The following is a 10,073-nucleotide window of genomic DNA, read 5'->3' as shown; positions in this document are numbered from 1 at the left end:
AGCCGCGACGGCGGCGCCTATGTGCTGTACCTGACCGATCGCACCGGCGGCGGCACCAACATCGATCTGATCGCCAACAACGGAAATTGAATCGCGCCGACCCATCGGTGACGTGACGTCGGCGCCCGACCCGGCTAGTCGGGTGCGATGAACATCCTTCTCGTCATGATCGGCGGCGCGATCGGCGCGGGCGCGCGTCATCTGACCGGCCGCTGGACGCTCGCCGCGTTCGGGCCGGGCTATCCCTGGGGCACGCTGGCGGTCAACCTGATCGGCGGGATGCTGATGGGCGTGCTCGCCGGCACGCTCGCCCGCACCAGCGCCGGCGAGCCGACGCGGCTGCTGCTCGGCGTCGGGGTCCTGGGTGGATTCACCACATTCTCCGCTTTCTCCCTCGACATGGTGACGATGATCGAGCGCGGCGACGCGGCGAGCGCGATCGGCTATGCGCTGGTATCGGTGGTGGGATCGGTGCTGGCGCTGTTCGCCGGCCTCTATGCGGTGAGGGCGATCGCATGACCGACAGCGTGCGTCAGTTTACCGTCGGCGTCGACGACGACGGCATCCGGCTGGACCGCTGGTTCAAACGCCATTTGCCCGAGGCGAGCTTCAATCTGGTGTCGCGTTGGGCGCGCACCGGGCAGTTGCGCGTCGACGGCGCCCGCGCGACGCCGGGCGACCGGCTGGCGGCGGGACAGGTGTTGCGCGTCCCTCCGGCGGAACCGGCCAAGGCGACCGCGCCCCGGCCAAAGCGCGATCGCCCGCCGCTGTCCGAAGAAGAGACCGCCTATGCCCAGGCGATGGTGATCCACCGCGATCCGCAGGCGATCGTCATCAATAAGCCCCCCGGCCTGGCCACGCAGGGCGGCACCAAGACCGACTCGCACGTCGACGGCCTGCTCGACGCGCTCCAGTTCGAGGCGGAAGGGCGGCCCAAGCTGGTCCATCGGCTCGACAAGGACACGTCGGGCGCGCTGCTGCTGGCCCGCACCGCCCGCGCCGCCGCCTTCTTCGCCAAGAGCTTTTCCGGCCGCACCGCGCGAAAGGTCTATTGGGCGCTGGTGGTCGGCGTGCCGGATATCGAGGACGGGCTGATCGAGCTCCCGATCGCCAAACAGCCCGGCACCGGCGGCGAGAAGATGCATGTCAGCGAGCATGAGGGCCTCCCCTCCCGAACTCGCTACCGCGTGCTTGAACAGGCCGGCAACCGCGCGGCGTGGGTCGAACTCCAGCCGCTGACCGGGCGCACGCACCAGTTGCGCGTGCATATGGCGGCGATCGGCCACCCGATCGTCGGCGACGGCAAATACGGCGGCAAGGACGCATTCCTGACTGGCGGGGTCAGCCGCAAGATGCACCTCCACGCCCGCCGCATCCGCATCGACCACCCCGACGGGGGCAAGGTCGACGTGACCGCCGAACTGCCGCACCATTTCGCCGAGAGCATGGACCTGCTGGCATTCGACCTGTCGTTCGGCGACCAGCCGCTGCCCGAGGAGGCCCCGCCCCCGTCACGCGCCGCGATCAAGGCGCAGGCCAAGGCCCACGCCAAGACGATCCGCAAGGACCGCAAGGGCGAACGCCGCGCGCGGGGCCAGCCCCGTTGATTTCCCGCTTATAGGCTCGTCGATGCACCCCAACCCCGCCTTTCACTGGGATGACCGCGCCGCGATGCGCCAGTTGGTCGCTCAGGTCGGTTTCGGCGCGCTGTTCGCCGCGACGCCGGACGGCCCGCGTGTCGCGCACCTGCCGGTGGTATGGATCGACGACGACACGATCGGGCTGCACATCGCGCGCGGCAACGGCCTCACCCGCCATCTCGACGGTGCGACCGCGCTGTTCACCGTGATCGGGCCGGACGGCTATATCAGCCCCGACTGGTACGGGCTCGATGCCGATCAGGTGCCGACGTGGAATTACGTCGCGGTCGAGTTGGAGGGCCGTATCCGGCGCATGGACCGCGACGCGCTGCTGGCGCAGATCGACCAGCTTTCCGCCGAACAGGAAGCCCCGCTGCCCAAGATGCCCTGGACCCGCGCAAAGGCCGACCCGAAGAAGATCGACGCGATGTTGAACGCGATCGTCGGCTTCCGGCTGGAGGTGACCGCGTGGCGCGGCACGATCAAGCTCGGCCAGAACAAGCCGGCGGCGGCACGGCTGGCGGCGGCGGACGGTGTCGAGGCATCGGGCCGGCGCGGCATCGCCCATTGGATGCGGTCGATCGCATGAACCGGCTCGCGCTGTTCGATTGCGACGGCACACTCGCCGATTCGGGCGCCAACATCTGCCGCGCGATGGAGGAGACCTTCGCCGCGCATCGGCTGGCGGTGCCCGGGCGCGACTCGATCCGGCGGATCGTCGGGCTCAGCCTGGTCGAAGCGGTCGCCGCCCTGCACCCCGAAGGCGACGACGCCCTGCACAGCATCCTCGCCGACGATTACAAGCGCGTGTTCCAGGCGATGCGTGGCACCGGCACGCTGGCGGCGGAGCCGCTGTACGAGGGGATCGCGGAGACGATCGCGACGCTGGACGATACCGGCTGGGTGCTGGGAGTCGCCACCGGCAAATCGGATCGCGGGCTGGGGCTTTTGCTCGCGCATCACGGCATCACCCATCGCTTCGTCACGCTGCAGACCGCCGACCGCCACCCGTCGAAGCCGCACCCGTCGATGGTCGAGGCCGCGATGGCCGAGGCCGGCGCCGCACCGCACACCACGGTGATGATCGGCGACACCAGCTACGACATGATGATGGCGGCCAACGCCGGCGTCGCCGCGATCGGCGTCGGCTGGGGCTATCACGCGCCCGAGGAACTGGCCGAGGCCGGCGCGCGGCAAGTGGTGACGCGCGCCGATCAACTGGCGCCGGCGCTGCTTGCCTGCGTGGCCGGCGCGCCTATCTCCGCAGCATGAGCAACGACGTTTCCGCCCGCAACCGCTGGCTCGCCATGGTCGGCACCCGCCTCGCCGCCGCCGCCGGGGCGGTATTGGGCATCGTCCTGATCGGCCGCGCGCACGACTGGCCGACCAAGGCGCTGGGCGTCGCGATCGTACTGGCGGCGCTGTACATGATGGCGGTGGTGCCGCTCGCGCTGGCGCGGCGCTGGCGGACCCCACCCGAGGCATGAAGCGGTTCTGGAAAACGGTGGAGGTCGTCCGTGACGGCGACGGCTTCGGCATCACGCTCGACGGGCGGCGGGTACGGACACCGGGCCGCGCCGCGCTGACGGTGCCGGGCCGGACGCTGGCGGAGGCGATCGCCGACGAATGGCGCGCCGTCGCCGACGATATCGATCCGCGCGACATGCCGCTGACCGGCCTGGCCAACGCGGCGATCGACAAGATCGCGCCCGACGCCGCCACCTTCGCCGCCGGACTGGCGCGTTATGGCGAGAGCGACCTGCTGTATTACCGCGCCGAGGAGCCCGCCCCGCTGGTCGCGCGCCAGCGTGCGGCATGGGACCCGCTGCTCGACTGGGCACGCGCGCGCTACGACGTGCATTTCGAGACGACGGCGGGGGTGATGCACCGCGCCCAGCCCGAAGCGACGCTGGCGCGGCTGGGTGAGGCCATCGCCGCGCGCACGCCGTTCGAACTCGCCGGCCTGTCCCACATCGTCACCGTCACCGGATCGCTGGTCGCCGCGCTGGCGCTGCTGGAGGGCGCGGCCGATGCCGACACCGTATGGCACGCCGCGCGGATCGACGATGACTGGCAGGCGGAGCAATGGGGCGAGGACGACCTTGCCCTCCAGTCCGCCGCCGCGCACCGCGCCGATTTCGACGCGGGCGCTCGGTTGCTGTCACACTTCGGTCGGGGGGTATGACGCCACCGGTTCGACGGCCGCATTCGGCAGCATCCAGGCGATGATCGCCCCGGCGGCGAGAAACGCCAGCATGTCGCTGAAGAACAGGTAGATGAAATAGCCCGCCGGTGCGTGGTTGAACACGATCTGGCCCAGGTCGGTGTAGGCGGGGATCGCGATCGCGAACAGCCCGACCAGCGTCAGCCGCCCGCCAAAGCTCAGCCCGGTCGAGACGGTGCGGAGCGCGAATGCCACCAGCACCGCCGCGATGATGCCCAGCACCAGCCCGCCGACCAACGACGCGCTGTCGACCACCGCGAATCCGTGCGTGTTGAACTGGATCAGCGCGGTCGGCCCCTGCGCGTAGAGATAGCTGCCCGCCTGAGTGCCGGGCCATGGCACCGAATAGACGCCGGTGCCACTCGGCCCAAGTTGTGCGGCCAGCGTCGACTGGATCGCGGCATTGGCCGAATCGGGCGCGACGGAGAAGGCCAGCCGGTTGAGCGGCGTGCCCCAGAAGATGAAACCGATGAACCACATCGCGACCCCGCCCAGGATGCCGCCCAGCAATGCACGTGCCATCATCTCTCTCCCACCGTTATGTCGCGGTCATCAGCCCCCGGATAAACCCGATCAGGCCAGTCTGGCGCGAACGCTTCAAACGCTCCGCCGCCAGGATCGTTCGCACGCATTCGAAACAGCGATCGACGTTGTCGTTGACCAGCACATAGTCATAGCCGTCCCAGTGGCTGACCTCCGCCGCCGCCCGCGCCATCCGCGCGTCGATCACCTCGGGCGCGTCGGTGGCGCGCGACGTGAGCCGGCGGTGCAATTCCTCCATCGACGGCGGCAGGATGAACACGCGCACCACGTCGCCGCCGGCGATCTGGAACAATTGCTGCGCGCCCTGCCAGTCGATGTCGAACAGCACGTCCTGCCCCGAATGGAGCATAGCGTCGACCGGTGCGCGCGGGGTGCCGTAGCGATGGCCGAACACATGCGCCCATTCGAGGAACTCATGGTCCGACACCATGTCGCGGAATCGTTCGAGGTCGACGAAATGATAGTCCTTGCCGTCGACCTCCCCCGGCCGCATCGGCCGGGTGGTCGCGGACACCGACATGCCCAGCGTCGGCTCCGCCTCCAGCAGCTTACGCGCGATCGTCGACTTGCCGGCGCCGGACGGCGACGACAGGACAAACAGGACGCCGCGGCGCCGGAATTTATGCGGATCGTCTTCGGGACCGTGGGCCATGCACGCTAGTGGCGTGGCCGGCGGGGGCGCGTCAAGCGGCGGATGCGCGTCCTGCCGCCGCGTCGCGCAGCTTGCCCAGCCCCTTCAGCACCAGCCACCCGGTGGCAAAGGTCACCGCGACGGGCAGCGCGACCTTGAGCACCGTACCCGCGACGCCGCCGATGATCGCGCCGTCGACCGCGCTGTCGTCGCCGCTCGCGCCGTCGATGATCGCCCCGAGCGCCGCGCCTACCGTTGCCAGACCCATGAATATGCTCCTGAAGTTTCAACCAGAGCGTTCGGCGGCCGGATCGGTTCCGTCAGCCGACCATCGCCTCTGGCCGCACCACCCGGTCGAACGTCGCTTCGTCGACCAGCCCCAGCGCCAGCCCCGCCTCCTTGAGCGTCAGCCCCTCGGCATGGGCGTGCTTGGCGATCTTCGCGGCGTTGTCATAGCCGATCTCGGGCGCGAGCGCGGTGACCAGCATCAGCGAGCGCCCGACCAGTTCGCCGATTCGTCGCTCATCGGCCTCGATCCCCGCGACGCAGCGTTCGGCGAAACTGTCCATGCCCACGGCGAGCAGGTGGATCGACCGCAGCACCGCCGCGCCGATCATCGGCTTGAACACATTGAGTTCCAGATGCCCCTGCAAGCCGCCGACGGTGATCGCGGTGTGATTGCCGATCACCTGCGCCGCGACCATCGTCAGCATCTCGCACTGGGTCGGGTTGACCTTGCCCGGCATGATCGAACTGCCCGGTTCGTTGGCCGGCAGCATCAGCTCGCCGATTCCCGAGCGTGGGCCAGAGCCGAGCAGGCGGATATCGTTGGCGATCTTGGTCAGCGCCACCGCCAGCGTGTTGAGCGTGCCCGACAGGTGCACCAGCGGATCGTTGGAGGCGAGCGCCTCGAACGGGTTCTCGGCCGGGATGAAGCCGATGCCGGTGATTTCCCGCAATGCCGCACAGAATTCGCCGGCAAAATCCGCAGGCGCGTTGAGGCCGGTGCCGACCGCCGTGCCGCCCTGCGCCAGCCGCTGCGTGCCATGCTCAAGCGCCGGCTCGATCCGCCGTTTCGCGCGGTAGATCTGGTTGGCCCAGCCCGACGCCTCCTGCCCCAGCGTCAGCGGGGTCGCATCCTGCAAATGGGTGCGGCCGATCTTGACGATGCCCGCCCACGCCCGCGCCTTGGCGTCGAGCGCGGCATAAAGGCGCTCCGCCGCCGGCAACAGGTCACGCGATGCCGCGATCGTCGCGGCGATGTGCAGCGCGGTCGGGAAGCTGTCGTTCGACGACTGGCCCATGTTGACGTGATCGTTGGGGTGCACCGGCGTCTTGCCGCCGCGCGTGCCGGCCAGCATCTCGTTGGCGCGGCCCGCGATCACCTCGTTGACGTTCATGTTCGACTGGGTGCCGCTGCCGGTCTGCCAGATCACCAGCGGGAACTGGTCGTCCAGCTTGCCCGCGACCACCTCCGCCGCCGCCGCCTCGATCGCGTCGGCGATCTCGGCGGGCAGGCCGTGGCGGCGGTTCACCCGCGCCGCCGCCTGCTTCACCAGCGCCAGCGCGTGGACGATGCCGATCGGCATGTGCTCGGTCGGGCCGAAGGGGAAATTCTCGATGCTGCGCTGGGTCTGCGCGCCCCAATAGGCGTCGGCCGGCACCTCGATCGCGCCGATAGAATCGGTTTCGGTACGGGTCTCGCCAGCCATCATCGCCTCCGCGTTGTCACGTCACGCGGGCGCTGTGACAATCACCGCGGGCCGGGGCAACCCTCCAGCGGCGAACTATTTCTTGCGCTTGAAATCGACCGCGACGACGTTCGATCCGTCCTCGACCAGCGTCACCGCCGGCTCGTCGTTGTCCGCCGGCTCGTGCGGCTCGCCGTCCTCGTCCTCGAGCGCCTGGAAGCGCAGCTCGAAATTGACCGCCGGATCGTGGAAACCGGTGATCGCGGCGAACGGGATCACCAGGCTCGACGGCACCTGGTTGAAGCTCAGCCCGACGCTGAACCCCTTGTCATCGACCTTCAGATCCCAGAACCGATGCTGGATGACGATCGTCATTTCATCGGGGAACCGTTCGACCAGACGCTTGGGGATATCGACCCCGGCCGCCTGTGTCTTGAAGGTGATGTAGAAATGGTGCTCGCCCGGCAGCTCGCCGCTGCTCGCGATCGAACCCAGCACGCGGCCTACCACCGCGCGAAGGGCTTCCTGTACGATCTCGTCGTAGGGAATCAGGCTGTCGACAACTGGGTTACTCATCGCGCCTACGCTGGCCTCCTTTGCGATGACGGTCAAGATTGCACCGCGGCGCAACCACGCTATTGGGCTGCGAATGCGCACCGCCAGCCTTACTCGCGCCACCGGCGAAACCCGGATCGAGGTCGCGATCAATCTCGACGGCACCGGCATCTATGATGTCTCGACCGGAATCGGCTTTCTCGACCACATGGTCGAGCAGCTCTCCCGTCACTCGCTGATCGACGTGACGCTGAAGGCGGAGGGCGACCTCCACATCGACCAGCACCACACGACCGAGGACAGCGCACTGGCGCTGGGCACCGCCTTTGCCCAGGCGCTGGGCGACAAGAAAGGCATCCGCCGCTATGGCGACGCGCTGTCGCCGATGGACGAGACGCTGACCCGCGTCGCGCTCGACATTTCCGGCCGGCCCTATTTGGTGTGCAAGCTGCCGTTCACCCAGAAGCGGCTGGGCGAGATGGATACCGAGCTGTTCGAGCATTGGTTCCACAGCTTCGCGCAGACCGCCGGGCTGACGCTGCACGTCGAGACGCTGTACGGCGCCAACAACCACCATATCGCCGAAAGCGCGTTCAAGGGGCTGGCGCGCGCGCTGCGCACCGCGATCGAGATCGACCCGCGCAAGGCGGACGCGATCCCGAGCACCAAAGGCATCCTTTGATGGGCGCGGGCGTCGCGTTGATCGACTATGGCGCCGGCAACCTCCATTCGGTCCACAACGCGCTGAAGGCGGCGGGCGCGCGCGACGTCGCGGTCACCGCCGACCCTGACGTGGTGCGCCGCGCCGATCGCATCGTGCTGCCCGGCGTCGGCGCGTTCGCGGCCTGCGCGGGCGGGCTGCGCGGCATCCCCGGCATGATCGAGGCGCTGGAGGAGCGCGCGCTGCACGGCGGCGTGCCGTTCCTGGGCGTGTGCGTGGGCATGCAGTTGATGGCGACGCGCGGGCGCGAGATGGGCGTTCATGACGGGCTGGGCTGGATCGCCGGCGAGGTCGGGCCGGTTGTCCCGGCGGAAGGGGTGCGCGTGCCGCACATGGGCTGGAACGATGTGACCCCCCTCACCCCCCACCCACTGATCGCGCCGGGCGAGGCATATTTCCTCCACGGCTACGCCTTCACTGGCGACTCGGTGGTCGCCACCACCCGGCACGGCGATACGCTGACCGCCGCGATCGGGCGCGACAACCTGCTGGGCGTCCAGTTCCACCCCGAGAAGAGCCAGCGTTACGGGCTGGAACTGCTCGCACGGTTCCTCGACTGGCGGCCGTAAGCTTTCGTTTCACAAGGATGTTTGGATGATCGTCTTCCCCGCCATCGACCTCAAGGCCGGACAGGTCGTGCGCCTGGCGGAGGGCGATATGGCGCGCGCCACCGTCTATGGCGACGATCCCGCCGCACAGGCCGCCGCCTTTGCCGACGCCGGGGCGAGCCATTTGCACGTGGTCGACCTCGACGGCGCGTTCGCCGGCGATTCGGTCAACGGCGGCGCGGTGGCGGGCATCCTCCAGTCGTTCGCGGGCAAGGTCCAGCTCGGCGGCGGCATCCGTGATCGCGCGGCGATCGAGCGGTGGCTCGACCTCGGCGTGGCGCGAGTGGTGATCGGCACGGCCGCGCTGGAGAATCCCGATCTGGTGCGTCAGGCCGCCCGCGACCATCCCGGCCGGATCGTCGTCGCGGTCGACGCGCGCGACGGCATGGTGGCGACCAAGGGCTGGGCCGACGTCTCGACCGTCTCGACCACCGATCTCGCCCGCCGGTTCGAGGATGCCGGGGTGGCGGCGCTGCTGTTCACCGACGTCGGCCGGGACGGGCTGCTCAAGGGTTGCAACGTCGAGGCGACCGCCGCGCTGGCCGAAGCGGTCGCGATTCCCGTAATCGCCAGCGGCGGCGTCGCCGACATCGCCGATATCCACGCGCTGGCCGGGCGGCCGGGCATCGAGGGCGTCATCACTGGCCGCGCGCTCTACGACGGCCGGCTCGATCTGGCCGAGGCGATCGCGGTGGCGGCGCGATGACCGTCCGCGCGCGCGTTATCCCCTGCCTCGACGTCGCCGACGGGCGGGTGGTCAAGGGGGTCAACTTCGTCGACCTCAAGGATGCCGGCGACCCGGTCGAGCAGGCGCGCGCCTATGACGCCGCCGGCGCGGACGAACTGTGCTTCCTCGATATCGGCGCCAGCCATGAGGGGCGCGACACCATCGTCGACGTCGTCCGCCGCACGGCCGAGGTGTGCTTCATGCCGCTGACCGTCGGCGGCGGGGTACGGTCGGTCGAAGACGCGCGGGCGCTGCTGCTGGCCGGCGCGGACAAGGTCGCGGTCAATTCCGCCGCCGTCGCCCGTCCCGAGCTGGTGTCGGAGATCGCCGAGCGGATGGGCAGCCAGTGCGTCGTCGCCTCGGTCGATGCCCGCCGCGTCGGGGCCAGGGACGAGGAGCGCTGGGAGGTGTTCACCCACGGCGGCCGCCGCGCGACGGGCATCGACGCGATCGATCACGCGCTGCGGCTGGCGGCGCTGGGCGCGGGCGAATTGCTCGTCACCTCGATGGACCGTGACGGCACCCGCGACGGCTATGACCTAACCCTGATCCGCGCCATCGCCGATCGGGTGCAGGTGCCGGTGATCGCCAGCGGCGGCGTCGGCGGGCTCGACGACCTGGTCGCGGGCATCCGCGACGGCCATGCCAGCGCGGTGCTGGCCGCGTCGATCTTCCACTTCGGCCAGGCATCGATCGCCGACGCCCATGCCGCGCTGGCGGCGGCGGGCATCCC

The 10,073-nt window shown here is 69.5% G+C and carries 15 protein-coding genes; 10 read left to right on the top strand and 5 right to left on the bottom strand.

Going from position 1 to position 10,073, the window contains the following annotated elements; all coding sequences use genetic code 11:
- Positions 1-147 precede the first annotated feature (147 nt).
- Genes crcB through VNR91_RS09355 form a run of 6 tightly spaced genes read left to right on the top strand, consistent with a single transcriptional unit; the run spans position 148 to position 3,825 of the window.
- Positions 148-519, top strand: a complete 372-nt coding sequence (crcB, locus tag VNR91_RS09380) for a fluoride efflux transporter CrcB (protein WP_325490500.1) — start codon at positions 148-150, stop codon at positions 517-519.
- Entirely contained in the window at positions 516-1,607 is a 1,092-nt protein-coding gene (locus VNR91_RS09375) for an RluA family pseudouridine synthase (protein ID WP_325490499.1), read from the top strand. Before crcB ends, VNR91_RS09375 begins: the two co-directional genes overlap by 4 nt.
- A 22-nt stretch (positions 1,608-1,629) precedes the next feature.
- Positions 1,630-2,229: an FMN-binding negative transcriptional regulator gene (locus tag VNR91_RS09370; RefSeq protein WP_325490498.1), complete on the top strand. Its 600-nt coding sequence runs from the start codon at positions 1,630-1,632 to the stop codon at positions 2,227-2,229.
- Positions 2,226-2,912: an HAD-IA family hydrolase gene (locus tag VNR91_RS09365; RefSeq protein WP_325490497.1), complete on the top strand. Its 687-nt coding sequence runs from the start codon at positions 2,226-2,228 to the stop codon at positions 2,910-2,912. Before VNR91_RS09370 ends, VNR91_RS09365 begins: the two co-directional genes overlap by 4 nt.
- Positions 2,909-3,127 carry a hypothetical protein gene (locus tag VNR91_RS09360; RefSeq protein WP_325490496.1) on the top strand — a complete coding sequence of 73 codons (219 nt, stop codon included), beginning with the start codon at positions 2,909-2,911 and terminating at the stop codon, positions 3,125-3,127. Before VNR91_RS09365 ends, VNR91_RS09360 begins: the two co-directional genes overlap by 4 nt.
- Positions 3,124-3,825, top strand: coding sequence for an ATP12 family chaperone protein (locus VNR91_RS09355; protein WP_325490495.1), 702 nt, complete (start codon positions 3,124-3,126; stop codon positions 3,823-3,825). The genes VNR91_RS09360 and VNR91_RS09355 overlap by 4 nt, the downstream gene beginning before the upstream one ends.
- Here VNR91_RS09355 and VNR91_RS09350 read toward each other — a convergent pair.
- From VNR91_RS09350 to VNR91_RS09330, 5 genes are all read right to left on the bottom strand, one after another.
- On the bottom strand, positions 3,802-4,386 hold the full coding sequence (locus tag VNR91_RS09350; protein WP_325490494.1) for a hypothetical protein: 585 nt from the start codon (positions 4,384-4,386) through the stop codon (positions 3,802-3,804). The genes VNR91_RS09355 and VNR91_RS09350 overlap by 24 nt on opposite strands.
- A gap of 16 nt (positions 4,387-4,402) precedes the next feature.
- A complete protein-coding gene (gmk, locus tag VNR91_RS09345) occupies positions 4,403-5,059 on the bottom strand; it encodes a guanylate kinase (RefSeq protein ID WP_325490493.1) in 657 nt (218 codons plus the stop codon).
- 31 nt (positions 5,060-5,090) lie between these two features.
- Positions 5,091-5,306, bottom strand: coding sequence for a hypothetical protein (locus tag VNR91_RS09340; RefSeq protein ID WP_325490492.1), 216 nt, complete (start codon positions 5,304-5,306; stop codon positions 5,091-5,093).
- A gap of 52 nt (positions 5,307-5,358) precedes the next feature.
- The gene (gene fumC, locus VNR91_RS09335; protein WP_325490491.1) at positions 5,359-6,750 is read right to left on the bottom strand and encodes a class II fumarate hydratase; all 1,392 of its coding nucleotides are present in this window, start codon (positions 6,748-6,750) and stop codon (positions 5,359-5,361) included.
- A 75-nt stretch (positions 6,751-6,825) separates the two neighbouring features.
- Entirely contained in the window at positions 6,826-7,305 is a 480-nt protein-coding gene (locus tag VNR91_RS09330) for an SspB family protein (protein WP_325490490.1), read from the bottom strand.
- 73 nt (positions 7,306-7,378) lie between these two features.
- Between VNR91_RS09330 and hisB the strand changes: the two genes are divergently transcribed.
- The 4 genes from hisB to hisF all read left to right on the top strand — a co-directional run.
- Positions 7,379-7,966, top strand: coding sequence for an imidazoleglycerol-phosphate dehydratase HisB (gene hisB / locus VNR91_RS09325; RefSeq protein ID WP_325490489.1), 588 nt, complete (start codon positions 7,379-7,381; stop codon positions 7,964-7,966).
- The gene (hisH, locus tag VNR91_RS09320) at positions 7,966-8,574 is read left to right on the top strand and encodes an imidazole glycerol phosphate synthase subunit HisH (RefSeq protein WP_325490488.1); all 609 of its coding nucleotides are present in this window, start codon (positions 7,966-7,968) and stop codon (positions 8,572-8,574) included. Before hisB ends, hisH begins: the two co-directional genes overlap by 1 nt.
- A 25-nt stretch (positions 8,575-8,599) precedes the next feature.
- Entirely contained in the window at positions 8,600-9,319 is a 720-nt protein-coding gene (gene hisA, locus VNR91_RS09315; RefSeq protein WP_325490487.1) for a 1-(5-phosphoribosyl)-5-[(5-phosphoribosylamino)methylideneamino]imidazole-4-carboxamide isomerase, read from the top strand.
- A partial coding sequence (hisF, locus tag VNR91_RS09310; protein ID WP_325490486.1) for an imidazole glycerol phosphate synthase subunit HisF occupies positions 9,316-10,073 on the top strand: 758 nt, incomplete at its 3' end. The genes hisA and hisF, both read left to right, overlap by 4 nt.

Source organism: Sphingomonas sp. (genome assembly GCF_035555815.1).
Lineage (GTDB): Bacteria > Pseudomonadota > Alphaproteobacteria > Sphingomonadales > Sphingomonadaceae > Sphingomonas.
Note: the sequence above shows the minus strand (reverse complement) of the source record. Positions and strands in the feature narration are given on the sequence as shown.

Bases quoted from the DNA above. Each gene is read 5' to 3' on its own strand.
- VNR91_RS09370 (WP_325490498.1), top strand. From the start codon at position 1,630: ATGCACCCCAACCCCGCCTTTCACTGGGATGACCGCGCCGCGATGCGC.
- VNR91_RS09375 (WP_325490499.1), top strand. From the start codon at position 516: ATGACCGACAGCGTGCGTCAGTTTACCGTCGGCGTCGACGACGACGGC.
- VNR91_RS09340 (WP_325490492.1), bottom strand. From the start codon at position 5,306: ATGGGTCTGGCAACGGTAGGCGCGGCGCTCGGGGCGATCATCGACGGC.
- VNR91_RS09360 (WP_325490496.1), top strand. From the start codon at position 2,909: ATGAGCAACGACGTTTCCGCCCGCAACCGCTGGCTCGCCATGGTCGGC.
- hisA (WP_325490487.1), top strand. From the start codon at position 8,600: ATGATCGTCTTCCCCGCCATCGACCTCAAGGCCGGACAGGTCGTGCGC.
- gmk (WP_325490493.1), bottom strand. From the start codon at position 5,059: ATGGCCCACGGTCCCGAAGACGATCCGCATAAATTCCGGCGCCGCGGC.
- fumC (WP_325490491.1), bottom strand. From the start codon at position 6,750: ATGGCTGGCGAGACCCGTACCGAAACCGATTCTATCGGCGCGATCGAG.
- VNR91_RS09350 (WP_325490494.1), bottom strand. From the start codon at position 4,386: ATGGCACGTGCATTGCTGGGCGGCATCCTGGGCGGGGTCGCGATGTGG.
- VNR91_RS09330 (WP_325490490.1), bottom strand. From the start codon at position 7,305: ATGAGTAACCCAGTTGTCGACAGCCTGATTCCCTACGACGAGATCGTA.
- hisH (WP_325490488.1), top strand. From the start codon at position 7,966: ATGGGCGCGGGCGTCGCGTTGATCGACTATGGCGCCGGCAACCTCCAT.
- hisB (WP_325490489.1), top strand. From the start codon at position 7,379: ATGCGCACCGCCAGCCTTACTCGCGCCACCGGCGAAACCCGGATCGAG.
- VNR91_RS09355 (WP_325490495.1), top strand. From the start codon at position 3,124: ATGAAGCGGTTCTGGAAAACGGTGGAGGTCGTCCGTGACGGCGACGGC.
- crcB (WP_325490500.1), top strand. From the start codon at position 148: ATGAACATCCTTCTCGTCATGATCGGCGGCGCGATCGGCGCGGGCGCG.
- VNR91_RS09365 (WP_325490497.1), top strand. From the start codon at position 2,226: ATGAACCGGCTCGCGCTGTTCGATTGCGACGGCACACTCGCCGATTCG.